Annotated in this window: 31 protein-coding genes and 1 riboswitch; of the genes, 7 read left to right on the forward strand and 24 right to left on the reverse strand. The window is 47.4% G+C overall.

Annotation, left to right across the window (positions count from 1 at the left end):
- Position 1 precedes the first annotated feature (1 nt).
- The 5 genes from GVY42_RS09605 to GVY42_RS09625 form a co-directional block, all read right to left on the reverse strand.
- Positions 2–1,480 carry a sugar ABC transporter ATP-binding protein gene (locus GVY42_RS09605; RefSeq protein ID WP_159563086.1) on the reverse strand — a complete coding sequence of 493 codons (1,479 nt, stop codon included), beginning with the start codon at positions 1,478–1,480 and terminating at the stop codon, positions 2–4.
- Positions 1,481–1,491: 11 nt separating this feature from the next.
- A complete protein-coding gene (gene rbsD / locus GVY42_RS09610; RefSeq protein ID WP_012727563.1) occupies positions 1,492–1,881 on the reverse strand; it encodes a D-ribose pyranase in 390 nt (129 codons plus the stop codon).
- Positions 1,881–2,765 carry a ribokinase gene (rbsK, locus tag GVY42_RS09615; protein ID WP_159563087.1) on the reverse strand — a complete coding sequence of 295 codons (885 nt, stop codon included), beginning with the start codon at positions 2,763–2,765 and terminating at the stop codon, positions 1,881–1,883. The genes rbsD and rbsK overlap by 1 nt, the downstream gene beginning before the upstream one ends.
- A 3-nt stretch (positions 2,766–2,768) precedes the next feature.
- A complete protein-coding gene (locus GVY42_RS09620; RefSeq protein WP_159563088.1) occupies positions 2,769–3,746 on the reverse strand; it encodes a LacI family DNA-binding transcriptional regulator in 978 nt (325 codons plus the stop codon).
- 107 nt (positions 3,747–3,853) lie between these two features.
- Positions 3,854–4,396, reverse strand: a complete 543-nt coding sequence (locus tag GVY42_RS09625) for a GNAT family N-acetyltransferase (protein ID WP_074035463.1) — start codon at positions 4,394–4,396, stop codon at positions 3,854–3,856.
- A 74-nt stretch (positions 4,397–4,470) separates the two neighbouring features.
- Between GVY42_RS09625 and GVY42_RS09630 the strand changes: the two genes are divergently transcribed.
- Entirely contained in the window at positions 4,471–4,917 is a 447-nt protein-coding gene (locus tag GVY42_RS09630) for a DUF4385 domain-containing protein (RefSeq protein ID WP_074035462.1), read from the forward strand.
- Here GVY42_RS09630 and GVY42_RS09635 read toward each other — a convergent pair.
- From GVY42_RS09635 to tenA, 8 genes are all read right to left on the reverse strand, one after another.
- Positions 4,914–5,357 carry a GNAT family N-acetyltransferase gene (locus GVY42_RS09635; protein WP_159563089.1) on the reverse strand — a complete coding sequence of 148 codons (444 nt, stop codon included), beginning with the start codon at positions 5,355–5,357 and terminating at the stop codon, positions 4,914–4,916. The genes GVY42_RS09630 and GVY42_RS09635 overlap by 4 nt on opposite strands.
- 62 nt (positions 5,358–5,419) lie before the next feature.
- On the reverse strand, positions 5,420–5,869 hold the full coding sequence (locus tag GVY42_RS09640) for an OsmC family protein (protein WP_159563090.1): 450 nt from the start codon (positions 5,867–5,869) through the stop codon (positions 5,420–5,422).
- Between the two features lie 42 nt (positions 5,870–5,911).
- Positions 5,912–7,477: a sensor domain-containing diguanylate cyclase gene (locus tag GVY42_RS09645; protein WP_159563091.1), complete on the reverse strand. Its 1,566-nt coding sequence runs from the start codon at positions 7,475–7,477 to the stop codon at positions 5,912–5,914.
- A 114-nt stretch (positions 7,478–7,591) separates the two neighbouring features.
- Positions 7,592–8,230 (reverse strand): SDR family oxidoreductase, encoded by a 639-nt coding sequence (locus GVY42_RS09650; RefSeq protein WP_159563092.1) that lies wholly within the window; start codon positions 8,228–8,230, stop codon positions 7,592–7,594.
- Positions 8,231–8,254: 24 nt separating this feature from the next.
- Positions 8,255–8,896 (reverse strand): thiamine phosphate synthase, encoded by a 642-nt coding sequence (gene thiE / locus GVY42_RS09655; RefSeq protein ID WP_159563093.1) that lies wholly within the window; start codon positions 8,894–8,896, stop codon positions 8,255–8,257.
- Positions 8,865–9,704 carry a bifunctional hydroxymethylpyrimidine kinase/phosphomethylpyrimidine kinase gene (gene thiD, locus GVY42_RS09660; RefSeq protein WP_159563094.1) on the reverse strand — a complete coding sequence of 280 codons (840 nt, stop codon included), beginning with the start codon at positions 9,702–9,704 and terminating at the stop codon, positions 8,865–8,867. Before thiD ends, thiE begins: the two co-directional genes overlap by 32 nt.
- Positions 9,701–10,492, reverse strand: coding sequence for a hydroxyethylthiazole kinase (thiM, locus tag GVY42_RS09665; protein ID WP_159563095.1), 792 nt, complete (start codon positions 10,490–10,492; stop codon positions 9,701–9,703). The genes thiD and thiM overlap by 4 nt, the downstream gene beginning before the upstream one ends.
- Entirely contained in the window at positions 10,489–11,163 is a 675-nt protein-coding gene (tenA, locus tag GVY42_RS09670; RefSeq protein ID WP_159563096.1) for a thiaminase II, read from the reverse strand. Before tenA ends, thiM begins: the two co-directional genes overlap by 4 nt.
- 90 nt (positions 11,164–11,253) lie before the next feature.
- Positions 11,254–11,358, reverse strand: a riboswitch (TPP riboswitch).
- 137 nt (positions 11,359–11,495) lie between these two features.
- On the opposite strand from tenA, the gene GVY42_RS09675 reads away from it, so the two are divergent.
- Entirely contained in the window at positions 11,496–11,891 is a 396-nt protein-coding gene (locus GVY42_RS09675; RefSeq protein ID WP_159563097.1) for an ion channel, read from the forward strand.
- Positions 11,892–11,899: 8 nt separating this feature from the next.
- On the opposite strand, the gene GVY42_RS16500 is transcribed toward GVY42_RS09675, so the two are convergent.
- Genes GVY42_RS16500 through GVY42_RS09685 form a run of 3 tightly spaced genes read right to left on the reverse strand, consistent with a single transcriptional unit; the run spans position 11,900 to position 13,529 of the window.
- Positions 11,900–12,052, reverse strand: coding sequence for a hypothetical protein (locus GVY42_RS16500; RefSeq protein WP_012727577.1), 153 nt, complete (start codon positions 12,050–12,052; stop codon positions 11,900–11,902).
- A gap of 50 nt (positions 12,053–12,102) precedes the next feature.
- Positions 12,103–12,930, reverse strand: a complete 828-nt coding sequence (locus tag GVY42_RS09680) for an aminoglycoside 6-adenylyltransferase (RefSeq protein ID WP_159563098.1) — start codon at positions 12,928–12,930, stop codon at positions 12,103–12,105.
- The gene (locus GVY42_RS09685) at positions 12,927–13,529 is read right to left on the reverse strand and encodes a pentapeptide repeat-containing protein (protein WP_159563099.1); all 603 of its coding nucleotides are present in this window, start codon (positions 13,527–13,529) and stop codon (positions 12,927–12,929) included. Before GVY42_RS09685 ends, GVY42_RS09680 begins: the two co-directional genes overlap by 4 nt.
- A 55-nt stretch (positions 13,530–13,584) precedes the next feature.
- On the opposite strand from GVY42_RS09685, the gene GVY42_RS09690 reads away from it, so the two are divergent.
- On the forward strand, positions 13,585–14,034 hold the full coding sequence (locus tag GVY42_RS09690; protein ID WP_074035444.1) for an NUDIX hydrolase: 450 nt from the start codon (positions 13,585–13,587) through the stop codon (positions 14,032–14,034).
- 2 nt (positions 14,035–14,036) lie between these two features.
- On the opposite strand, the gene GVY42_RS09695 is transcribed toward GVY42_RS09690, so the two are convergent.
- On the reverse strand, positions 14,037–14,714 hold the full coding sequence (locus GVY42_RS09695) for a YjjG family noncanonical pyrimidine nucleotidase (RefSeq protein WP_159563100.1): 678 nt from the start codon (positions 14,712–14,714) through the stop codon (positions 14,037–14,039).
- A gap of 572 nt (positions 14,715–15,286) precedes the next feature.
- Here GVY42_RS09695 and GVY42_RS09700 point away from each other — a divergent pair.
- Positions 15,287–16,744 carry an aldehyde dehydrogenase family protein gene (locus GVY42_RS09700; RefSeq protein WP_159563101.1) on the forward strand — a complete coding sequence of 486 codons (1,458 nt, stop codon included), beginning with the start codon at positions 15,287–15,289 and terminating at the stop codon, positions 16,742–16,744.
- A gap of 60 nt (positions 16,745–16,804) precedes the next feature.
- On the opposite strand, the gene GVY42_RS09705 is transcribed toward GVY42_RS09700, so the two are convergent.
- The 6 genes from GVY42_RS09705 to GVY42_RS09730 all read right to left on the reverse strand — a co-directional run bounded on the left by GVY42_RS09705 (position 16,805) and on the right by GVY42_RS09730 (position 19,616).
- Entirely contained in the window at positions 16,805–16,987 is a 183-nt protein-coding gene (locus GVY42_RS09705) for a DUF6440 family protein (protein ID WP_159563102.1), read from the reverse strand.
- Positions 16,988–17,076: 89 nt separating this feature from the next.
- The gene (locus GVY42_RS09710) at positions 17,077–17,463 is read right to left on the reverse strand and encodes a hypothetical protein (protein ID WP_159563103.1); all 387 of its coding nucleotides are present in this window, start codon (positions 17,461–17,463) and stop codon (positions 17,077–17,079) included.
- 115 nt (positions 17,464–17,578) lie between these two features.
- A complete protein-coding gene (locus tag GVY42_RS09715; RefSeq protein WP_031421951.1) occupies positions 17,579–17,917 on the reverse strand; it encodes a zinc ribbon domain-containing protein YjdM in 339 nt (112 codons plus the stop codon).
- Positions 17,918–17,983: 66 nt separating this feature from the next.
- A complete protein-coding gene (locus tag GVY42_RS09720) occupies positions 17,984–18,496 on the reverse strand; it encodes a GNAT family N-acetyltransferase (protein WP_159563104.1) in 513 nt (170 codons plus the stop codon).
- Positions 18,497–18,588: 92 nt separating this feature from the next.
- On the reverse strand, positions 18,589–18,918 hold the full coding sequence (locus GVY42_RS09725) for a four-helix bundle copper-binding protein (RefSeq protein ID WP_012727586.1): 330 nt from the start codon (positions 18,916–18,918) through the stop codon (positions 18,589–18,591).
- A gap of 86 nt (positions 18,919–19,004) precedes the next feature.
- On the reverse strand, positions 19,005–19,616 hold the full coding sequence (locus GVY42_RS09730; protein ID WP_159563105.1) for a protein kinase family protein: 612 nt from the start codon (positions 19,614–19,616) through the stop codon (positions 19,005–19,007).
- 148 nt (positions 19,617–19,764) lie between these two features.
- Between GVY42_RS09730 and GVY42_RS09735 the strand changes: the two genes are divergently transcribed.
- The 3 genes from GVY42_RS09735 (at position 19,765) to GVY42_RS09745 (ending at position 23,176) form a co-directional block, all read left to right on the forward strand.
- Entirely contained in the window at positions 19,765–20,661 is an 897-nt protein-coding gene (locus tag GVY42_RS09735) for an aldo/keto reductase family oxidoreductase (RefSeq protein WP_159563106.1), read from the forward strand.
- A 286-nt stretch (positions 20,662–20,947) separates the two neighbouring features.
- Entirely contained in the window at positions 20,948–22,213 is a 1,266-nt protein-coding gene (locus GVY42_RS09740; RefSeq protein ID WP_159563107.1) for a hypothetical protein, read from the forward strand.
- Between the two features lie 105 nt (positions 22,214–22,318).
- A complete protein-coding gene (locus GVY42_RS09745) occupies positions 22,319–23,176 on the forward strand; it encodes a pirin family protein (RefSeq protein ID WP_159563108.1) in 858 nt (285 codons plus the stop codon).
- Between the two features lie 39 nt (positions 23,177–23,215).
- Here the strand turns inward: GVY42_RS09745 and GVY42_RS09750 are convergent, their stop codons facing one another.
- Positions 23,216–23,518 (reverse strand): hypothetical protein, encoded by a 303-nt coding sequence (locus GVY42_RS09750; protein ID WP_159563109.1) that lies wholly within the window; start codon positions 23,516–23,518, stop codon positions 23,216–23,218.
- Positions 23,519–23,522 lie beyond the last annotated feature (4 nt).

The raw sequence follows: 23,522 nt of genomic DNA on the forward strand, positions 1-23,522 counted from the left end.
ATCATTGCCCTCCTGTCGCATACGTCATTACTTTTTCTTGTGTCGCCTCTTCTTTCGTGAGCGTTCCGGTTACGACACCTTCCCGCATGACAACGATCCGATCACTCATCCCAAGCACTTCCGGTAAATCAGAAGAGACCATGATGATGGCGACACCTGATTCCGCGAGATCGCTCATGATATTGTAAATCTCTTTCTTAGCACCGACGTCGACGCCTCGGGTTGGTTCATCCAAAATCAAGACGTCCGGTTCGACACCTAACCATTTACCGAGCACAACCTTCTGTTGATTCCCACCAGACAGCGACTTCACTTTTTGTTCCATCGAATGATGTTTGACCCGCAATTTTTGTAAGTATGTCTCGGCGAACGTCTCCTCCTGTTGCTTCGAGATGACCGATCCTTTTGCTCGTTTATCAAGTGTCGGGAGCGACAGGTTTTCTCTTAGCGAGAAATCGAGGAGTAAGCCCTCTCCTTTTCGGTCCTCTGTCAAAAACGCGATACCGTGCTTGATGGCGTCGGCTGGGCTCTTGATTCGAATCGGTTTCCCATTCAGTTTAATGACTCCCCCTTTGTGGGTGTCTGCTCCGAATAGCGCACGCATCACCTCGGTACGCCCCGCTCCCATCAATCCAGAAAACCCAACGATTTCTCCGGCACGAACGTTAAACGATACGTTGTGGAACCGGTTACCTATTAAATCATCCACTTCGAGCACGACGTCCCCAGGTGTAGCGGTACGTGTCGGATAGCGTTCTCCAATCTCGCGACCGACCATATCGCGCACCGTTTCCTCAAATGAAGTATCCCGAATCATGCGAGTCGAAATGGATTGTCCATCCCGAAGTACCGTGATTCGGTCGCATAAGTCAAAAATCTCTTCCATGCGGTGTGAGATATAGATGATGGACACGCCTTGATCTCGTAAGGCACGTGACACGGCGAAGAGCGCCTGGATTTCACGATCTGTCAAGGCGGCCGTCGGTTCATCCATGACGATGACCTTCGCATCCGTCATGAGCGCCTTGGCAATCTCAATCATCTGTTGCTGACCGACCGACAAATTGCGCGCCACTTCATCGACATCCATGAACACGTTCAATTCAGCCAAGTATTCTCGGGCACGTCTGGTCATTTCCTGCTGTTTGACCATCCCGAACGGTCCCGTCAGTTCTCGACCTAAAAACAGATTTTCTGTCACCGTCATCTCCGGTAAGATGTTGAGCTCCTGATGGATGAAGGCGATGCCTTCTTGCTCCGCTTCTTTTGGGTGCTTGAATTGACGTTTCGCGCCGTCGATGAGAATCTCGCCTTCATCCTGTGCATGCAGACCGGTCATCACCTTCATCAATGTCGACTTCCCGGCCCCGTTCTCGCCCATAAGGGCATGAATCTCTCCAGGCAACAGTTCGAAATCGACTCCTTTTAAGACGGAGACTGGCCCGAACGACTTATGGATGCCTTTCAACTGAATATCCATCGAATCCCCCCTTAAAAAATGACCCCGGCATGTAAGATGACGTTGGCGTAAGGTGTCGCTTCCCCAGTTCGAATGACCACTTTCGCTTTTGCGACCTCCCGTTTGAAGTCTTCATGCGAACACATGTCGATGCTCGTGTACCGTTCTTTCAGTGAATCCGCAATCGTCGAGTTGTGTGTGAGGATTTCCTCAGCAATCGTGATGCGCTCTACGACCAAATCCGATTCGACGACATCGAGCACCTCAAGAAAGGAAGGTTCCCCGATGCGGAGACTAAGATCGACCCGCTTGACCCCGTCTGGAATCGGTAGCCCACAATCGGCGATGACGACGCGATCCGTATGCCCGAGGTCGGCAAAGATTTTTGCTAAATGACTATTCAAAATTCCTTGTTTTTTCATCACACGCGCTCCAATCGTTGTTGTACATCTTGTCGTGTCGGCATACCACCTTGTGCACCGAAGCCTTCGACACTCATGCCGGATGCGACTACGGCAAACCGTACGGCCGTCTCCAAATCGTCTTGTTCGATGAGGGAGACAGCGAGTGCACCGTTGAACGTGTCACCTGCTCCTGTTGTGTCGACGACGTTTGCTCGGATGGCTGGCACATGACGGACGTCTCGTCCGTCATGGAATCGAACGCCATGGACGCCTTCCGTGACGAGTAACTTGTTCGGATAACGTTTGAGAACATCATCTACGGACATTCCGTTGAATAAGTCACGGCATTCATGTTCGTTCGGCGTTAAATACGTGACGTCCTCAATCACTTCTGGTGGAAGCGGTTGAGACGGTGCCGGATTGAGTAGCACCGGAATCCCTTTCTCTTTACAGTAAGCGGTCACTTGTTTTACCGTCTCGATTGGAATTTCGAGTTGCAGGAGCACGAACGCCTGCTCGTCGAGAAAATGTTCGAGCTCCTCATCCGTGAAAACGACTCGTTTGTTCGCCGATTGGACGACGACAATCGAATTATCCCCTTCTGCTAATACGATATGGGCCGTACCCGTCACTTCCTCCGGTATGATCTGAACATGCGTGACATCGACATCGTGTCGTTTGAAGTTTTCAACAACCTGTTGACCGAACGGATCACTTCCCACGCAACCGACCATCTGAACAGTGCCGCCTAATTTGGAGGCAGCGACCGCTTGGTTCGCACCTTTTCCCCCTGGAACGGTGCGGAACGACTCACCGATGACCGTTTCTCCGGCTTGTGGCCGTTTGTCGGATGTGACGACAAGATCCATCGATATACTGCCAATGACAACAATGCGTTTCATTCTTTATCTCTCCTTCCGCTTTGTCGTGTGTCTTTCAAGTAACGTGACCGGTAATAACATCTCTTTCGGTCGCGTGTCTTTTTTCTCAATCAAATCGAGCAATCGTTCTGTCGCCACTCGCCCCATCTCATAGATAGGCTGGACGATGGTCGTCAGCGGCGGAGACGTCATCTCGCCTAATTCGATCCCGTCATATCCGATGACCTGTAGCTCTTCTGGGACACGAATGTCTCGACGGACTGCTTCCTGTAATACGGCGGCTGCAATCACATCGTTCGCTGCGAAAATGCCATCGAATGGCCAAGCATGGTCGAACAGCTCTTGGGACGCTTTCAATGCGTCTTTGAACGTGAACGTGGACTCGGTCATCCCGACGAGCTTCTCTCCCGCTACTTCGACAAATCCTTCGGTTCGGCGTTTGACCGTTTTGAGATGATCCGGTCCGGCAATGTGTGCCAGTCGTGTCGCACCACGTTGTAACAGCGTGTCGGCCGCCAACTTTCCACCCTCATATCCATCTGATACAACGGCGTCGATCCCCGCTTTTACGATTCGGTCTAGTGCGACCATCGGTAAATCCAACGTCTCATAATTCGGATTGTGCGAATGATTTGTTGTAATAATCAGGCCATCGACGTGCATCGTTTGCAAGGCGACTAAATACGTCTGTTCTTTTTCAAGTTGTTCATCCGTGTTACATAAGACGACTTGATACCCATGTTGATTGGCGACATCCTCAATCGCCCGAGCCAGCTGTGGAAAGAACGGGTTCGTGATATCTGGCATGATAAGTCCAATCAAATTCGACGATTTTTTATAGAGCGAACGAGCAACTCGGTTCGGCGCGTAATTCAGTTCCGCAATCGCCTTTTCGACCGCTTCTTTCGCCTCTTCGCTCACATATCCGCTTTTATTCATAACGCGTGATACGGTCGCCACTGAGACGTTCGCATGTTTTGCTACTTGTTTGATAGTCGCCATTTGACATCCTCCGTTCTGGAAACGCTTACAAAACCATCTTAATGTGTAACCGGTTACATATCAAGGGATTTTTATGATTTCATGAAAAAACACATTGAAATCGTGCTTCAATGTGTAGAGAACGTAGGATTTAGTTGAACATAGACGAGACATTCTACCGTTCGTCCATCGAGCCGGGTCAATTCCTGTTGTTTTGTAAACGCATAGGTGAATCCAGACTTTTCAACGACGCGTCGCGATTGGTCATTGAAGCTGAAGTATCCGCACCAAATCCGCTCTAACCCTAACGCTTCGAACCCAAATCGAATCATCGCCTGAACGGCTTCCGGCGCGTAACCATTCCCCCAATTGTCTGGACTGAGCACATAACCAATCTCACGCTGTGCCTCATGTTGAATCGAAGGGTCTGGTCTTCGGTCGTGTAACCCGATGCTACCGATCACTTGCCCAGTCTCTTTCAAGACGATGGCCCATACATCTGCTTCCTCGATAAACAGTTGAATGACGTCCCTTGTTTCTTCAATCGATTCATGGGGTGCCCAACCAGCCATCGGTCCGACTCGCTCATCTTTTGCATAATGATACATATCTTCTGCGTCTTTTAACGTAAATGCCCGTAAAATCAATCGTTCTGTCTCTAGAGTGATCATATCAACCCGTCCTTTTCCTTCAAGTTGTTTCCTCCACCGACCTAATGGGAAACGTTAGGCGAGGAGGAATGAACATGCCATTTGATTATGACTTAAACTTCGATGAAATCGACTTCCGACAACAACCCGAATTGTATCGGGTCGGGCGTGGCGAACAAGGCGTACTACTCGTCGAACCGTATAAAAGTGAGATTTTGCCACATTGGCGATTCAAGACGCCCGAGATTGCGAAGCAATCTGCTGAAGAAATTATGGAATTGTTTGAAGCGTATCGCGCGAATGACGATTTCGTCGGGATGGACATGGCCCGAAAGTTCATCCAGATGGGCTACACGCGGGCCCGACGCTATGCCAATTATAAAGGCGGTCGTAAATATAAAGAAGACGGTGACCTCCATGAGCGCGAAATCGACGAAGAGAAGGCAGAGTCTGCTCGCATCTTCAAAACGTATTGGGATCAACTTCGTGCCGATGAGGATTATTTACGACGTAAAAAGGCACATCAAAAACAATATGGTTAATCGCGCACCATCACTTTAAACGGGGTACCATTCCGCTCGAATGATGTGATGGTGCGAAATCCGACCGTATCGTATAGATGAATCGCTCGTTCGTTAAAAGCGGCGACGGTCAAACGAAGCGGTTTGCCCCGTTCCATCGCTCTCTCCATGACGTACGTCACAAACAATCGGCCATGTCCTTTCCCCGTCAAATCGGGTCGCATCCCCAACCCGATATCCGTAAATTCTAAACAATACGGATATGTCGAATTGGGCACTTGAGCCGGGGAACCGATGCAATAAAATCCAATCAGCTCATGCTCCTCTACAATCACCTGATACGTCATCAACTCGGCGATTCCCTCTTCAGAAGGCGATTGATTATAGAAGTCATAAGGAGCTCCATAGGTCCATTCTTGAATTTGACATGCCCATTCACGCGTCATCGGTCGGTGATGCATTCGTCTTCCCTCCGTACTCTTTTCACGATTTCTATGTAAAAAAGATGAGGTTGCCCTCATCCTTATTTTCGAGTCCATTCTGCCGTAATCGCTACGTCTGCTGCATGCATGAGATTATGAATTGGACAACGTGCCTCGACAGCCTTCCTTAATACTTCGATTCGCTCATCTGATTCGGTCGTATCCAATACGATTTTCATATGTGTCGACTCAAAGTAAGTTCGGACACCTTCCATCCCTTGGAATCCTCGAGGATCGAGCGTCCCTTCTGTTACAAACTCGACCCCTTCATACTCAAAGTTCAAATCCTGGGCGGCATAGGCAATCATGATGGTCGTACAGGACGACTGGGCACCGAGAAGATACTCGAGTGGATTCGGTCCCTTGTTCGTCCCACCGAGTCGTTCTGGCTCATCCACGATAAATGGGGTGTGATCGCCTACACGCACAGTCGTCTTAACGCCTCCGGCTTCTCCTTCGGCGCGCATCGTTACTAATGGTCTTTCTGACATGTTGCATCCTCCTCTCCATAATCAAACACTACTATTTTCCCTTTATTTCGGACCATGTAACGCCTCGTCATAGATGGCGTAATCATTTTTTCCATCTTGCTTGATCTGATACATCGCCTGATCCGCTTTATGGATCAACGTGTCTAAATTTGTTCCTTGGTCGGGAGCATGACTGACCCCAATACTCGCACGGATCGGAATCGTCACATCGGACGTGTGGTAAGGGTTTTGATTTAACGTCATCTGAAGTTCGTGAATAAATGCAAGCACTTCCGATTCTGTTAAATCCACTAAATAAATATAAAACTCATCCCCGCCAACACGAGAGGCCAAGCCAACGTCTCGTGTCGACGCTTCCAGCAATCCACCCAAATGAGTTAAGAAATAATCTCCAATCTGGTGACCGTACGTATCATTGACTGCTTTAAAACCGTCCAAATCAATAATCAATAAAGACAGCATCGAGGAACTAAGCAACGCCTGGTCTGCGCGTTCATAAAATGCACGTCGGTTCGCCAGCTTCGTCAGTGGGTCATGATAGGCAAAGAATCGGATTGTTTGCTCGGCCTCTTTAAACGAGTGGACATCCCGAATGATAATCATCCCGTGAATCGTGCGGTCGATATCGACAAAATCACCATCGATGACGACGTAAAGCTCTTGCCCAGACTTTGTCATAATCTTCGTTTCGAACTCTATAAACTTTTTACGTGTCCGAAAATGTTGGCTGTAGTGTTCCATCCACTCTGCTTTTTTCTTTTCTGGCAACAAATCGATAAACCGTTCATTCACGACACGGACAGTATGAAATAGCGTGCGTGCGGCCGGATTCGCACTTTCCACCCTCCCATCCGGGTCAATCAACAAGATGGCGGATGGATTTAAATTATAAAGTGTCCCATATCGTTTTACATAAGAGGTTAAGAAGTCTAAACGATTCATCGCAACGACCAATGCTACCGCCCAAACAAGCCCCCCATACATGTATGAATAGGGCGGGATCAACCCACGAAATTGAAAGTAGCCGAATACAATATCCCATATTAGTACGGCATTTGCAGTCCAAAAAAGCATGCGCAATACGCGTTGGTGTTCTCTTCGTTCCGCACGCTTCAATGCATAAAAAATGAGACCAATAATCAATAGATGAAAAATGTTTCCGACGGTCAACGTAGTTAAATACGATGAGTTGAACTCAGGATAAATCCAAATGCCTACTTGTTCAAACTGTTGACTGTTGATGATATTCTCCTGACGGACATACGTCAACACAACAGGAATCAATGGTAAATAGACGACCCATGGATACAACCACTTCGGTGCCTTTGCGCCGACGCCTGTGATACTTAATATGAAATGAACAGAGAAGATAAAAATGAAAATCCCAGCATTCCCAAACCAATAGGCAATGAGTGCCGGACTGTATTCAATCGGCGATAGATGGCGGACAAATTCAGCCAAGAAGAGCATCGAATAACCGAACACAAACAGGCTCAGCAAACGATGCTCGACTTTATTCGGATTTCGTTGAAAGACATCGAGTGCTAAAAAGCCAAGTAAAAATGACGGCAACAAATAGACCGCCAGATAAATGAACATCTCGGTCATGCGGAACCTCCTCACCTGTTCGTATTCTTCTATTTCGTTATCCTGCGTTCTTTTCCCTCTTTAACGCGACAAAAAACGGGATGGTTTTCTCATCCCGTTTTTGATGTCACACACTTATAGCGTTTCTTCGATTGGGGTATCCCCTTTGATCAAATCAATTGCTTTGTTCTGCACGTTTGAATGGTTATGAAGGACATGCACCAAGAATGATGCGACGTCTTCGCGTGGAATCTCTCCACTTCCCTCGAATTTCGTGTTCACTTTGCCCGTTCCCGCATCATCTGTCAATGCACCCGGACGAACAATCGTGTACGTGAGTCCACTCTGTTCGAGTAAACGATCTGCATGATGCTTCGCTACGTAGTACGGCTTCATCGAATCTGGCCAAGCTGAGCGATCCTCCGCTTTCAAGGCACTGACCATGACGAAGTGTTTGATGTTCCCGTTCGCTTGTGCTGCTTCGATACTCTTCGCTGCACCGTCTAGGTCGATCAAGAGTGTCTTGTCTGCTCCAGTACTTCCACCAGAACCTGCCGCGAATACGATAACATCCATTCCATCAATCGCTTTTTGCAAATCATCTACTGAACCTTCGAGGTCACCGAGTACCGCATTGTACCCTTTTGACTTAAAATCCTCGAGTTGTTTTTCTTTACGCACCATCGCCGTGACGTGATGCTTTCCTTCCTTGTGTAACTTCTCCACCAATTGATGGCCAATTTGACCGTTTGCACCGATTACAAATACGTTCATCTGTCTTCCTCCTCAAAAATGAATTCAGAGACAAGCGAAACGCCGGGTAGCCGTTGCTACATCCGGTGCAGAAGCGATGGCAGAGATGACGGCAACACCGTCAGCCCCGTCAGCCATAATAGCAGGAACATGCTCTGGACGAATGCCCCCGATCCCCACAATCGGAAGCAGTGGGTGATGTCGGCGAACTTGTTGAATCAGTTCCGTACCACGCACATGTCCTGCATCCAGTTTACTTTGCGTCTCATGAATCGGACCAATGCCGACATAATCTGCAAATGGAAGAGCCGTTCTGACTTCCTCCATCGTATGGACAGACACCCCCAACCATTTATCTGGTCCTAGCCGTTCTCGAACCTGTTTGGCAGGTAAGTCGTCTTGTCCGACGTGAATGCCATCCGCGTCAATCGCGAGCGCCAAGTCGACGTCGTCGTTGATGATGAACGGAACACCCGTTTCTCGACACAGACGTTGGAGCGTCCTTGCCATCGCTTCTTTTTTATCTCCATACAATGCATCTTTACCTTTTTCGCGAAATTGAAAACATGTCACACCACATCGAAGTGCCGTTTTGACGGTCGCCACCAAATCGGACGCGTCCGTCGTTCCACACACAAAGTAAAGGCGAAGCTGCTTAGCGAGCGCTTGTTTCGTACAGAACGTCAACGGTAATCACCTCTTCTTTCGCTAAACGATGTCCCCAATGATTCGTCGGTCCATGCCCCTGTCCAATCGATAATCCATGTGCAATCGCCTGATGAATAAACTGCTTCGCATCTACGACGGCTTGGCGTAGTGTCTTCCCATACGCTAGTTCGGCCGTCAATGCGGCAGAGAACGTACATCCCGTCCCGTGCGTATCTTTCGTTTGGATTCTAGGCGCTTTTACACAGAACGTTTCAGTCTCGCTCATAATCAAATCAACGGCCTCCACATCATCCGTATGCCCACCTTTGATAATGACGGTATCGACACCAAGTGCTCGAATCGCCTGTGCGGCTTTCATGCGGTCTGCCTCGGTTCGAATTTCCATTCCTGCCAGCACTTCTGCTTCAGGAATATTTGGGGTCACGATGGTCGCCTGTGGTAGCAGCTTCGTGCGCAGTGCTTCGACTGCACTTTCCTGTAGCAAGGAAGCGCCACCTTTCGCCACCATGACAGGATCGACTACTACATGTTCGAAATGATATCGTTCGAGCCCCTTCGCTACCGCTTCAATTCGTTCAGCGTCCACCAACATCCCGGTTTTACAAGCGGTGATGTTAAAATCATCCGCTACCGCTTCAATTTGTTGGTTAATCATTTCCGTGGAAATCGCTTCAATCCCATGGACCCCAAGTGTGTTCTGGGCTGTAATCGCAGTCAACACGCTCGTCCCGAATACACCGAGTTCTTGAAACGTTTTAAGATCGGCTTGAATACCGGCCCCTCCTCCTGAGTCAGATCCTGCAATCGTCAACACTTGAGGTCTCATGATGTCGACACCTCAATTCGATTCGTCGGGATGGTATGCTGTGCTAATTGATGAAGAGCATTTACAAAGTGAATCGCGAAGTCTCCAGGTCCTTCCGCTCGTTCACTCGCCAACTCACCGCAGTAGGCATAACCTGACATGGCGGTCACCGTCGCTTTAAGGGCATTCTTTTCGACTGCTAAGCAAGCCCCGACCACTGCACTGAGTAAACATCCCGTACCGGTCGTCTCGGTCATGCGTTTCGTCCCGCCATGTATTTCCATAACGACGTTCCCGTCGCTTACCATATCTTCTTTTCCTGTCACGGCCACGACACATCCGTATCGTCTCGCTGCTTCAAGCGCCAATTGTCGAGGCTCGCATGCACCGTCACCAGCATCGACACCACGAGCCGCCCAATCGACGCCAATCAATGTCGCAATCTCTCCTGCATTCCCTCGAATGACCGATACACGAACATTACGCAAAATGCGTTCGACCACATCTCGTCGAAATGACGTCGCTCCGACACCGACCGGGTCGAGTATAATCGGGCATCCCGCTTCGTTCGCAGCCTGACCTGCGCGAATCATCGTCGCTTCCGTCATCGTTCCAAGTGTACCGATGTTAAGTACGAGCGCATCGCTCACGAATGTCATCTCCGCTACTTCTTCGATTGCATCCGCCATGACAGGAGAGGCGCCGATGGCGAGCAATCCATTCGCCGAAAAGTTCGCCACGACCGTGTTCGTGATATTGTGAATCAATGGCGCCTGCTGTCGAATCTCATTCCAAATCTCATGTCTCATTGGTTGACCTCCTGCGACAATGACCACGACTCAAGCGTCCAAGCCATTTCCCAAAAAGCGACTTCGTAATAGCAACTCTTCAAAAATAGTTTCGTATAGCGCACGCGCTCTTCTTCTGTCGCTTGACCAGCCAGTTCATCCAAACGATCAATTTGCTCTTCCACCAGCTCACGGAACCACTCCGAACCATACGTCGCAATCCAAGCTGAATAAATCGGATGATCAGGACGCTTGTCTTTAAGACGTTCCCCAATCTCGTAATACACCCAATAACACGGAAGGATTGACGCCAATACGTCCCCGAGAGTCGGTCCTGCCTGTTGCATATGAAGGGCATATGCATAAGCGGTCGGTGCTGGCTCAAATGTCGCCAATTCGACATCCGTCACGTTGAGCATCGTAAAGAACTCTCGATGAAGGGAGAGTTCCGCCTCAATCGTGTGTAGCGCATGCGTCAAAAAGCGGCTCGATAGTTCCATCGTCGGAGCGAGGGTTGCCCCTTTGGCCTGCACTTTTGAAAACTGATTCAAATAGTATGAGTCTTGCATGACGTAATGTCTGAATTTCTTCTCATCGAGCGTCCCTTCTCCGAGTGAACGAACAAATGGGTGATGAAAGCTTGCTTCAAACAATCCATCCGCTTCTTGACGTAAGTGATCTGTAAATTTCATAATAACTCCCCCTTATAAACTGATAAAAAAGACGCCGCCTCCCATAACGGAAGCGGCGTCTCGAACAATCATATCTAGGTGAAGCCATATGAGTCGTCTCGCCCACTTCCCTACGCTAGCGTGAACTAGATCAGGTTCGAAGGGTCTGGACCATGTCCATCTCAGCCGCGTGACGCGACTCCCCTAGTGGCAAACATTATGAAATTCAGTCGTCTTCGACCACATTCTATCAATCTTTTCATCAATTGCAAACCTTTTCTGATTCCGTTTCCTATTCTTCGTTACGGGAATGGGTAAGTGACTCTGTTCGTACTGAAAAGGATGTGTAGAGATTGAATACCATTTTATTGACGATTGCCTTACTGTTCATCAGTTTGAACGTATTTTGGTTTTTCAAACGTCGAACGTACAAGCAAACAGGATTTGATGGAAGATTGTTCACTCAGTTGTTCGTCAGCCTATTCGGTGTCATGTTAGGATTCACATTGATTTATTATGCACTGTCTCGTGATTCAGTCATTCTCGTGACTTCACTCGAATCCATGAATGCCGTCGAACCGACTTGGGAAAATTTATTGTATTTTAGCGGTGTCACTTTACTTTCGATTGGCTTTGGTGATTTGTTACCGGTCGGTTTAACCCGATTATTCGCTATCATCGAAGGCGCCATCGGTATTTTGTTACCGAGTGCCTTCTTCATCAAATCGATTTATCAAAAAGACAAGTGAAAATCTTCCTATCGCCCCGTGATGAGTAAAAACATATTAAATGCCACGAGACCAAGGGGAAGCATCGCAACCAAAATAATCGGCCATTTCTTTAAACGAATGCCGACAAAGAGGACCAGACTTCCAACAAGTAGGGCAATAAATGTCGTGTATGGATTCATGAAAAAACGCTCCTTTCTCTATAAGGAGCGTTTCCCGGCTCTCGCCGTCATTAATCGTTTGAATGTCGAAGTGTTGCACATGCGGAACGAACACGTCTTGCTTCTTCTTCTCGGAACACGAAATCGCCTTGTTCGGCGACGCGTTGCGCGCAAAAGAAGAAGAGTGATTGTAATCGATCATGTGTATCTTCAATGGCACTCAACTCAGCTGAAGCGTATGTTGCCGTGAGCATCTCCCATAACTCTTCTGGCAAATGGTCGCGGATCCCGTCACCGGACTTCCCGAGATTTACTGAGAATTCCGTCGCATATCCGATGTTCCACTTCATCATCTGACGGAGCATATTCCGCATGATATCGAGATGGTCGAGCGCGTATAACACTTGATGCCGCTTGATTCCTTTGATGACATAGAGCGATACCCACCAAAACTCATTCCAACATGCGGCATATTCATCGGCAGACGGACGTTTCACGCGATACGACGTGTCAGACGGCGTGACGACTGGATGACGGTCTCGGTCGAAGATAATTTGACTGAGCGAGTCGGCTTCGAGCATGGTTTCAAGTTGATCCACACTCCGAATCGTCAAATCAATCCGATGTCCGTCTACATATTGCACTAAAAACGTTACGTGTCGTCCGGAATCAGCCGTTTCAGGTGTCTGCATGATCAAGACCTCTCCACATGTGTCAATCCATGAGCGATCGGCCGCAACCGCTCGGACGTCTTCCACATAAAAGGCAAGGTCCACATCCTGGTACGGGTCTGGTCGGATGTTCGGATTGACGAGTGAGCCGTTCAAGACGACCGTTCGAATGTGCTCACGTTCTTTTGCGAACGCAATCAACTGTTCAATGATTTGTTCTGGTTTCATTCTACAATCGCCCCCAATGAGCGCGCGACTTGAATCGCCTGCATCGCGTCTAGTTTTGTTTGTTGTAACGTCACGTTCGAAAAATCAACCCCGTCGACAAGTGCTCCTCTGAAGTCGGCGCCACGGCACACCGCATGTTGAAGTGTCGCCCGTGACAAGTCCGCCTGATGCCAGACCGTCTCGGTCAAGTCCGTTCCATACAGGTCCGCCTCGACCAAACGAACGTGGGACCAATCCATCTTCTTGAGCGACACGTGACGAAGGTTGACGAATGACCAATCCCCTTCCGTTACACGGACGCCCTCAAACTGACTCTCCTCAAAGGAAGACCCCGTCATTTTACATTGCTCAAACTCACTCGTGAACAAATTGGCACCATGGAATTGACAGTTCAAAAATGAACTCCCGACATGACGGGACGCATTCCATTTTGAATCCGTGAAGTCGCAGTTGATGAATTGACAGCGTTCCGTCTGTAGTTCCGTCGCATCAACGTATGTGAAGCGACAGTTCTCGAACGTGACGTGTGACAACACTTCGTCACGGAGTGTCACGTCACGAAAATCTTCATCTCGATATTGCGTATGTGGTTGAAACATATGATCCCTCCTTCAGGTATACTAGAACAGATTACAATGATTGGAAGTGATATAGATGGATCTCGTATTTCCTACTGAACACGGTGTCTTCAATTACCGCGTTGCTGGTATTTTTGTGAAAGACGGTCACTTATTGATTCACCGAAACATCCGAGATGACTTTTGGGCATTACCCGGGGGGCGCGTCACGCTCGGTGAAGAAGCCGCAACCGCCCTCGCACGCGAGCTACATGAAGAGTTGAACATGCACGTGACTGATACCACGTTCGCTTTCGTGCACGAGAACTTATTTACGTACAACAATCAGCCGTTTCATGAGATTGGACTGTACTTTTATGTAGACGGTGACCTCCCGCTCCAAGACGGAGACTTTTATGGACCTGAAGGAGATCACCTGATTTATCGTTGGATAAAGCTTGACCGTCTACAAGACGTCACGCTTTATCCGGAAATACTCGCTCAACTCCCGAACCGTTTGCCAACTCATTCACTCAATCCAGCTTGAACTTAGAGTAGCGATTTCAACTCGTTTAAATGTCGAATCTCATACGTTGACTCGATGGTCGCGGCCACTTCGTTTGGATTGAACCAGCAAGTATCCAAACCATACATCCGCCCACCGGCGATGTCTGCCGTGACTGAGTCGCCGATGATTAAGCCCTTCTCTGGCTCTACATTCGGGATTCGGTCGAAGACGTAGTCAAAGAACGGTTTCATCGGTTTTTGCGAGCCGGTCGCATCCGATACGAAGACGGCTTGGAAGTACGGCAATAGTCCCGATGACTCTAGCCGTTTGAATTGCGTCTCTGTCACACCGTTTGTGACGATATAGAGTGGATAGTGCGCGCTCAGCGTTTGGACAATCTCTAACGCGCCTTCAATCATGTGTACGCCTGCATGTAAGTAGTCCCGATACTGCTGTTCGACCTGCGGACCGTCCACCGTGAGTCCGAGCGAATCAAACAGTTTCGTGTGACGACCGATGAGTACTTCTTCACGATCTACTTCGCCGCGCTCAAATGCGCGCCATAGGCCGCTATTAATGTCGACATACCGCGACTTCACCTCATCTGTCATCCGCACGTTGAAGGATGCAAGTAACTGTTCCAAGGCGACATGTTCACTTTGTTTAAAGTCTAGTAGTGTGTCATCAATATCAAATAAAATCGCTTCATAACGTTTCATATCTCTTTCTAACCCCTCTCTTCGTCTTAACTGTACAGGAAGTAGAAACGAACATCAAAAAAGGGAGATATCATGCATCCCCCCTCTCAATGTCTATTAGATGACTCGTTTGATTTTTGACCCCCATGATTAATCAGAATCACGAGTGTCCCAATCAATATCACGACCGACCACATATGAACAATCCCCATAAGATTTAACGGCTTGAAGAAGTATCCCCAATCGTTCTCAAACAAGTAGGCAAAATAAACCGACACACCATATGATCCAAGCAAGGAAGCTAATACAAAGCGTATTCGCAAATGTCTCAAAGATTGCTTCGTTCCCCACCAAATGACAATCGGTACAATTAAATATCCAAATGGAAAACCCCAAACATAATCCATTGCCGCCACAAAAAATGCCCAAGGCACGAAGAGGAATAAACTCACACAGCAAGTTTTCATCGTCTGCTCCTAAATTTGTTGAATTTACTTGATTCAAGTTTACCAAATCCAAAACATTGATATGTTTATTTTTCTAAAACAAGTGAATACTTCTTATGGTGAAGAAAAATAAAGGAGTGTTCAAATATGCATACAGATTTTACGAACATGTACATCAATGGCGATTGGGTAAATGGCTCAAGCGAGAAGTCGATCGACAACGTTAATCCATTCTCGAACGAGACTCTCTTCTCGATTCAATCAGCGGATGAAGAGGACTTGAATCGTGCTTATGAAGCAGCAAAAGCGTCTCAGACGGACTGGGCCGATATGCTTCCACAAGCACGCCGTGAATTGATTGAGAAGTTTGCCCAGCTGACGATGGACAACAAAGACTTTATCGTCGATTGGCTCGTGAAAGAGTCCGGTAGTACACGCATCAAAGCAGAGAGTGAGTTCGCCGCATCGATGGCTATCATCAAAGAAGCCGCGACGTTCCCTTTCCGTATGGACGGGCTCATCAAACCTTCGATCGTTCCGAATAAAGAGAACCGCGTATATCGCAAACCACTTGGTGTCATCGGCATCATCAGCCCGTGGAACTTCCCATTCCACTTGGCTGTCCGTTCAATCGTGACGGCTCTTGCGACCGGGAATACGGTCGTCGTCAAACCGGCCACAGCGACACCGGTAACGGGTGGTCTCCTATTCGCATCCCTCTTCGAAGAAGCAGGACTTCCAAAAGGTGTGCTCAACGTTGTCGTTGGACGAGGGTCTGAAATCGGGGACGCAATCGTTGAACATCCGATTCCACGTCTCATCTCGTTCACAGGTTCGACCGAGGTCGGTCAAGGGATTGCGGAAAAGGCAGGTCGTTTGTTGAAGAAAACAGCACTTGAACTCGGGGGAAATAATGTGTTCGTCGTGCTCGATGATGCCGACCTCGATCGTGCCGTCGAATCAGCCGTCTACAGCAAGTTCTTCCACCAAGGACAAATCTGTATGTCGACGAACCGAATCCTCGTCGCCGAATCGATTCATGACGAGTTCGTGGAGCGTTATGTCGAGCGCGTTAAACAGTTGAAAGCAGGTAACCCGAATGAAAAAGATACGCAAGTCGGCCCGCTCATCGACCACGATCAAGTCGATCGCATCTTAGACCAAATCGAGAAAACGGTTGATGCCGGTGCGACCGTTCATACTGGCGGGACAGCGGACGGCAACGTCCTCGAACCGACCGTCCTCAGTGGCGTCACGAATGACATGCCGCTCGCGAAAAACGAAATATTCGGTCCGGTCGCGGTCATCCTTTCGTTTAAAGATGACGAAGAGGCTGTTCGTCTTTCGAACGAATTACCGTACGGATTGAGCGGTGCCGTTCATGGCTCGGTTTACCGTGCAACCAATTTTGCACGAAAAGTCGAAACTGGCATGATTCACGTCAACGATCAGTCGGTCAACGATGAACCGCACATGCCGTTCGGAGGCGAGAAAAACTCTGGTCTCGGACGCTTCAACGGTGAATGGGTACTCGAAGAGTTCACGACGCTTCAATGGGTGTCCATCATGCATGAACGTCGCGAGTACAAACCGTTCTTCTCTTAATACAATCAATACAAAACCAGGCTTGTCGGCCTGGTTTTTTTGTTTCTTCATTCGATTTTCTCACGAAGGTGATTTCGGCTTCTCAATCACGACTTTTCCATGTTCATCTAAGAGCGGCGTCATTCCACTCAATCCTAATCCACTAGTCATGATGTAATGCACGCCCGTATACTGATCCACGACAATTTTAATAATCCCGCCACTCATATGCTGTTTCGACTTCAATATAAATCGTTGTCCCACGACATACCATCCCCCTCTTTTTCGATTTAGAATGCCTTCACAATCATCTCATATCTACACGAAACATATACCATTTTTCACCATTTCAATCATTCTAAGAGTTCATTTACATCCTTGATGTGTTCTTCATCAACTTTAAAATATTCGCGACTTTCTATCCCTTTTGAAAAAATGAACTTGTTGTTGTCACTTACCCAAAAGTTCACCATCAATTCCATCGTGGATTCAGCTGGATTATTGATGGTCACTACATATTGAGGAAGCCCTTCTGGACGTTCATTTGTGATTGAACTCGTTTCAATCATCGTTTTGAAGTCCTTAATCTTTTCTTCATCCGTCACCCTATTTTCATCGTACACAATCGTTTGTTCATCAGTATAATTGCCAACCACTAGCTCTCTTTCTTGTTGACCACATCCCATTAATATAGATAACGAAATCACACTGAGGAAGGTAATCATTTTCTTCCAAAACATGTTCTCCCTCCTTTATATTTTGAATACGCTTATATATTATCCTGAGCCACAATTTACAAAAAAGACGAATGAGGTCGCATTTCACTCCCCCATTCGTCAACAGTCTGACTTTAAGTTAAATTTTCTTCACGAACTCCGACTTCAGTTTCATCGCACCAAGTCCCTCGATTTTACAGTCGATATCATGGTCACCTTCCACGAGTCGAATCCCCTTCACTTTCGTTCCTTGTTTGACGACAAGCGAGGTTCCTTTCACTTTCAAATCCTTGATCACGGTGACAGTGTCTCCGTCTTGAAGCGGGTTTCCGTTCGCATCTTTAATTTGTGACGCTGCTTCTGCTTCTGCCGCCTCACTCGGTGACCATTCATAGGCACATTCTGGGCATACAAGCAACGGACCATCCTCGTACACATAAGATGATTGGCATTTTGGGCAATTCGGGTACTCAGTCATTCTATTTCCTCCATTCGATTCACTCGTTCCAGTATATCGTATGGTGGCTCCATCTTTCTAGACCGTTCACTCTTCGGTAGGCGATGCAGGACCTTCTAAATCAAGTTGATAAAACGATAAATCGAGCCATTTGCCGAATTTATATCCGGCATTTCGAATCGTACCGGAATGAACGAATCCAACTTTTTCATGCGCAAGGATACTCGTCACGTTCGATGCGTCAATTCCACCAATCACCGTTTTCATTCCTCTCACTTCGGCGATACGGATGATTTCTTTTAACAGTTTGTTGCCAATGCCTTTCCCGCGGTAACCGGGATGCACGTATACAGAATGTTCAACCGTATAATGGTACGCTGGCCACGGACGAAACGGACCGAACGTCGCAAACCCCATGACGACGTCATCCTCTACCCATACGATGATTGGACAATCTTGCTCTTTCTTCTCCTCATACCATGCCACTCGATTCTCGAGTGTCACCGGTTGATAGTGATAGACGGCCGTACTGTTTACAATCGCATCATTGTAAATATGTAAAATCATTTGAAGATCATCTCGTCGACAATTGCGAATCATCCCCATACCACCTTTTCGTTTTTTTCATTATACGAATCCCCTCTTCAAAAGACACGAAAAAAGTGACCGGTCCCATCAACCGGTCACTCAAATCATGCGGCCAAGCGGTCACACATTGAGGCGCATTCTGTACAAACTCTTGCGCATTCCTGGCAATGTGCGTGCTTATGTTTCCCGCACTCCTGTGCGCATGCTTTACAGATGACTGCACACGCTCGCGCGAGTTCAGGAACGAATGCCGAATCACGCGTCATCGCTTCCGCAAGAAACGCACAGGCAGCGGCACATTCCCGATCCAGTCGGATACAATCAACCATCATCTGTACATCTTTTTCTTCTAAACAAGATTCCAGACAATAGTTGCACGTTTCCACACATTCGTGGAGCATTTCGAGTTCGTTCGCATAGATACGATGAGCCATACATCATTCCCCTTTCGTTTCTTCTCTTCTGCAATTTCGGACACGTTACTCCTGTTCCCTAATCGGCAAAAGAAAAACGACCCGGCTCAAGAATCCGGATCGTTCACGAACCTGCGATACAAGTAAGCGATTCGATTCAGTAATGTCTCGTCATATTTTTTCGGCATGAAACGATAGCGATACAATCGATACATTCGTTTCAAGTCTTCCCACTGATGATCGATTTGTTGCCCTTGTCTGAAGCGTGCCAAATCAATCAAGAATATCTGTCCGTTTGGCGTCAAAATGATATTACGCAAGTGGACATCCGATGGTGTCAGTCCTAATAAACGTGCCTGTCGAAGCGCTTCATCCACTACCTCGATGTAAGAAGGGTCAATCCAGACGCCTTCCGTCAGACACTCAAACAGCGTCTTTCCTTCGATGTAATCCATCACTAAATATGACGGACCAGACTCATAGCACTTCGGAAAGTAAGGGAGTCCCTTAAGTTTTTCATAGATCGCTGCCTCTTCGGTTGCGATTTGTTCATAACCTGGAAAGAACACTTTAATGACACGATCCTTTTCCTTTAAACGAAACACGGCCGCACTTCGTCCAATCCCATGTAAACGAAGATCTGGGTGCATCGAGGCTACCTGAAACGAGTCACCCACCTGTTCGAAGGTGACGTCCGCATATTGTTCATAGTCACTCATCTGTCACGCCTCTTTCCTATTTCTCTTCCCTCTCATCATAGCGCATACAAGCTCATTTGACGCCAAAACTGCTTGAGTAGGTGACAAGTGACGTCCATTCTCGTAAGACGTATAATGAAGAGCGACTGACAACCAAGGAGGAGTTATTATGCAACGTATCGCTTTGACAGAAGAATTATCATTCTCACGCATCGTCCATGGGATGTGGCGGCTCGCTGATTGGGACATGACCCCACAGGAACGCCTCACGTTTATCGAACAATGTCTCGAGCTTGGAATCACGACATTCGACCATGCAGACATTTATGGGGGTTACACATGTGAAGGTTTATTTGGAGAAGCCTTAAAGTTAAAGCCTGAACTCCGAGACCAAATGGAGATCGTCACAAAGACAGGAATTAAATTGACGGGGTCATTTAACCCAGGTCAAACACTCAATTATTACGATACGACAAAAGAGCATATCATCGCGCAAGCAGAGCGTTCGTTAAAAGAGTTGGCAATTGACCACATTGATACATTACTCATCCACCGTCCAGATCCGCTGATGAATCCGGATGAAGTGGCCGAAGCCTTCATCATCTTGCGCGATAGTGGTAAAGTACGTGAGTTCGGTGTATCTAACCATGTTCCGGCTACCCAGAATTTGCTTCAATCTCGCCTTCCATTCCAACTTGTGACGAATCAACTCGAACTCTCTCCGATGCAATTGAAGCATTTTGAGGATGGATCGGTCGATTTGTGTCACGAAAAACGAATGCCACTTATGGCTTGGAGTCCACTAGCCGGTGGTCAACTCTTCAAAGATGAACAGTATGCACCCCTTCGTGAAAAACTCGAGGAAATTCGTGCACGTCACAATGCAAGCGGAATTGACTCGATTGTGTATGCATGGCTCGTCAAACACCCTGCGAACATCATGCCGATCATCGGATCCGGAAAAATTGAGCGCGTTCAGACAGGAGTCGACGCCCTTCAAGTCGACCTCACTCGTGAAGAATGGTTCGAAATTTTGAAGGCGGCACGCGGTCGAGATGTTGATTGAAGGAAACTTCATCAAATAAATCCCACTGAATTATAAAGTGATGATTTAGAAGAATAATCGGCTTTTTTCAATGTCTCGTAATATCAACGTTTTTTCGTCAAAAATCGACATACAAAAAAAGTTAAAAAGTAAAAATAAGTCATAAATGGTTTTATCCCCCGTCCAGTTCAAGTTGGACGGTTTTTTTGATTTTTTTTCGAAATAACAAATTAATTTTCCTAAGACTAAAGTCACAAAAAATTGGTGCTAGAATGGTGAAAGTGATTCATCGAAGGAGAGTACCGATGTGAAAAAGTACCTGATTTTCAGTACCCTCGTCATCCTGTTTTTCTTATTCGGATGCGAGGAAGAACGCGCACTCCGACTCCAACCCGCTCCTGAATATTATCAAGGACGTGCCCTGTTACCAAACGGACAACAAATTGAAATGCCCGAATCGGATCGTGCAGCGATTATCGAGTTATGTCAGCCTGACAACGCGATTCAAAGAATTCCAAGTGGTGAAAGACATTGGCTCGGGACGGTCACATTGAACCAACCGTTGACTGATGCCGCCACCGAATCTTCTTTTCCAACCGCAACTTTTTTCACTGTCGAAAATAAATCATATGTCCAATGTCAACTCGATTCCGTCACATATGCCACCGAAATTAACACGCTTCCTGAAAGTTTAAACGATGTTCAATATACGGCCGAACCTTATCCGGATGTTCCGAAATTCCGATTTGCTGAGCCCCATGAATATGAGCATTTCGCACAAGAGATGAAAAAGCCGATAGGTAATGAGCCCTATCCAGAAAGAAAAGGGATCGAGCATACACTTTTCCATATCACGATGCCTTTCAGTGGTGAATTTGAACTGACCTTTACATCGTCCGAAGCCAAAGACCGCCTCGTCATTCCTGTCGAATCAACACGGCATCCCTATTTGTCACTCGGGCTCGGGACAGAAAAGTCTGATGAGGTGTTACAATACGCGATTTATACGAGCCGAGATCAAAATGACTATCAAGAAGTATTGCGACCGAAAGAAGCGCATATTTCACAAATGTTCGGAGCCAAAACAGCTCCGCAACTCCCTTCGGTTCTTGTACCGGGTCACGAGTATCCACTCTACAGTTTTACGTTCATGAAAAACGGAACGGCCCATCGTCAGAACGTCTCCTTGACGTATCATGAACCCAAGTTGTTGTATGGAAAAGAATTGAGTGAACAAATTCACGACAAATTAAGTAGTCAACGTCATGTCATTTTTCATGACTTGGCACTCCTTGGAACGGAATCAAAAGATGCCTCCTTCCTACAACATGTCGGTCAAGATGAAATGGAATTTATTTTTGGCGCCATCAAACGAGCTAACGCGACCGCCTATGCAGGCAAGACCGCTTCCACACCTTATGTGACCCTATTTCAAGGGATATGCGCCCAAACGTTTGATGTTAGCTATGATGGTGCAGATGTGTACGTGACCAATTCAGAGACAGGCGCCCATTTTAAGCTACTACGTGAGGATGCCATCAAGTGGTATAACCTGTTTGAACAAAACACTTAATCTGACAGATGCGAATGCGTCTGTCTTTTTGCATATTCATGAAGCAAATATAGTACGATGAGACACATTTTTTGGGAAGATAGGAAGGGAAAGGAGTGAATCTTTGTGACAAATCCATTTATACGTGACGTGAACCATCATTGGCGCGTATCCTATCGACAAAACGGATATCCCCATGTGCAACAGGGCTGGGTGTTACCTCCAGAACAAAAAGAGGAGTTCGATCCATTTATTTTGATGGCAGAAGACTGGTTCAAGCGTGGGACGTTTTCGGACCATCCCCATCGTGGGTTTCAAACAATCACGTATGTCATCGATGGTCGTCTAGAACATATTGATAATCATGGGGGACATTCGATTTTGGACGCCGGTGATGTTCAGTATATGAACGCCGGATGGGCCGCTAGACACGCCGAAGAAGCGGTTGACGATGATTTGATCCATACGCTGCAGCTCTGGTTGAATTTGCCGAAGTCGTTAAAAACGACAACCACTTCCTATCAGAACGTATACGTCGAGGACGCACCCCTCGTTCGTTTCGACGGCGGACAGCTTCGTGTCTATTCCGGCGAAATTGCGGGTGTAAAAGGGCCGATGGAAAGTCTCGTCCCCATCACGATGACAGAAATAACGCTGAAAGAAGGTAGCGAATACGAACACATCTTGCCTGCGAATCATAACAGCTTTTTGTACGTACTCGCTGGTTCAATTGAAGTTGGGTCTTCCAAAATTCCGCTCAGTAAAACTGATGTGGCGACACTGACGTTCGATGAAACATCTGAAGCGATGAGCACACTTCAACTGAAGGCCACGACGCGTACACGGGTGCTCATCTATTCCGGAAAACCGATTCGCGAAGACTATATTGCGCATGGTCCATTCGTGATGAACACGGAAGAAGAAATCCGCCAAGCTTTCCGCGATTATAATAGCGGCGGGTTCGGTCCCCCAGCCGTCAAATAAACAAAGGGAGTCTCTCGACTTGAGAGCTCCCTTTTCTGATTATGATCGATCCGGTTGTAACACCGTCTGTTGTGTCGGAACATGACCAATCGGTACGGTCCGTTCGACGAGAACGTAACGCTTGCCCTCCACTTCAAACTTGCGGTCGCCAAGATAGTGAGCGCTCTTTCCATCTTCGTATAGTTTCGACAAGATAGCAGGTACGTACTCTTCTAGTTTTGTATAGTGCTCATCGAGGGTCATGACGATATTGCCCCCCTTATATCCGAGCCAGTAACTATAAAAGAACCAACCTAACGACAGTACTCCTAGAATTCCTAATACAATTGTGATTAGTTCCATCATG

Origin of the sequence: Exiguobacterium sp. 8A, from assembly GCF_902506275.1 — a bacterium.
GTDB lineage: Bacteria > Bacillota > Bacilli > Exiguobacteriales > Exiguobacteriaceae > Exiguobacterium > Exiguobacterium profundum.

Coding starts and splice junctions, on each gene's coding strand:
- GVY42_RS09605 (WP_159563086.1), bottom strand. CDS start 1,480: ATGGATATTCAGTTGAAAGGCATCCATAAGTCGTTCGGGCCAGTCTCC.
- rbsD (WP_012727563.1), bottom strand. CDS start 1,881: ATGAAAAAACAAGGAATTTTGAATAGTCATTTAGCAAAAATCTTTGCC.
- rbsK (WP_159563087.1), bottom strand. CDS start 2,765: ATGAAACGCATTGTTGTCATTGGCAGTATATCGATGGATCTTGTCGTC.
- GVY42_RS09620 (WP_159563088.1), bottom strand. CDS start 3,746: ATGGCGACTATCAAACAAGTAGCAAAACATGCGAACGTCTCAGTGGCG.
- GVY42_RS09625 (WP_074035463.1), bottom strand. CDS start 4,396: ATGATCACTCTAGAGACAGAACGATTGATTTTACGGGCATTTACGTTA.
- GVY42_RS09630 (WP_074035462.1), top strand. CDS start 4,471: ATGCCATTTGATTATGACTTAAACTTCGATGAAATCGACTTCCGACAA.
- GVY42_RS09635 (WP_159563089.1), bottom strand. CDS start 5,357: ATGCATCACCGACCGATGACGCGTGAATGGGCATGTCAAATTCAAGAA.
- GVY42_RS09640 (WP_159563090.1), bottom strand. CDS start 5,869: ATGTCAGAAAGACCATTAGTAACGATGCGCGCCGAAGGAGAAGCCGGA.
- GVY42_RS09645 (WP_159563091.1), bottom strand. CDS start 7,477: ATGACCGAGATGTTCATTTATCTGGCGGTCTATTTGTTGCCGTCATTT.
- GVY42_RS09650 (WP_159563092.1), bottom strand. CDS start 8,230: ATGAACGTATTTGTAATCGGTGCAAACGGTCAAATTGGCCATCAATTG.
- thiD (WP_159563094.1), bottom strand. CDS start 9,704: ATGAGACCTCAAGTGTTGACGATTGCAGGATCTGACTCAGGAGGAGGG.
- thiM (WP_159563095.1), bottom strand. CDS start 10,492: ATGAGACATGAGATTTGGAATGAGATTCGACAGCAGGCGCCATTGATT.
- tenA (WP_159563096.1), bottom strand. CDS start 11,163: ATGAAATTTACAGATCACTTACGTCAAGAAGCGGATGGATTGTTTGAA.
- GVY42_RS16500 (WP_012727577.1), bottom strand. CDS start 12,052: ATGAATCCATACACGACATTTATTGCCCTACTTGTTGGAAGTCTGGTC.
- GVY42_RS09680 (WP_159563098.1), bottom strand. CDS start 12,930: ATGAAACCAGAACAAATCATTGAACAGTTGATTGCGTTCGCAAAAGAA.
- GVY42_RS09685 (WP_159563099.1), bottom strand. CDS start 13,529: ATGTTTCAACCACATACGCAATATCGAGATGAAGATTTTCGTGACGTG.
- GVY42_RS09690 (WP_074035444.1), top strand. CDS start 13,585: ATGGATCTCGTATTTCCTACTGAACACGGTGTCTTCAATTACCGCGTT.
- GVY42_RS09695 (WP_159563100.1), bottom strand. CDS start 14,714: ATGAAACGTTATGAAGCGATTTTATTTGATATTGATGACACACTACTA.
- GVY42_RS09700 (WP_159563101.1), top strand. CDS start 15,287: ATGCATACAGATTTTACGAACATGTACATCAATGGCGATTGGGTAAAT.
- GVY42_RS09710 (WP_159563103.1), bottom strand. CDS start 17,463: ATGTTTTGGAAGAAAATGATTACCTTCCTCAGTGTGATTTCGTTATCT.
- GVY42_RS09715 (WP_031421951.1), bottom strand. CDS start 17,917: ATGACTGAGTACCCGAATTGCCCAAAATGCCAATCATCTTATGTGTAC.
- GVY42_RS09720 (WP_159563104.1), bottom strand. CDS start 18,496: ATGATTCGCAATTGTCGACGAGATGATCTTCAAATGATTTTACATATT.
- GVY42_RS09725 (WP_012727586.1), bottom strand. CDS start 18,918: ATGGCTCATCGTATCTATGCGAACGAACTCGAAATGCTCCACGAATGT.
- GVY42_RS09730 (WP_159563105.1), bottom strand. CDS start 19,616: ATGAGTGACTATGAACAATATGCGGACGTCACCTTCGAACAGGTGGGT.
- GVY42_RS09735 (WP_159563106.1), top strand. CDS start 19,765: ATGCAACGTATCGCTTTGACAGAAGAATTATCATTCTCACGCATCGTC.
- GVY42_RS09750 (WP_159563109.1), bottom strand. CDS start 23,518: ATGGAACTAATCACAATTGTATTAGGAATTCTAGGAGTACTGTCGTTA.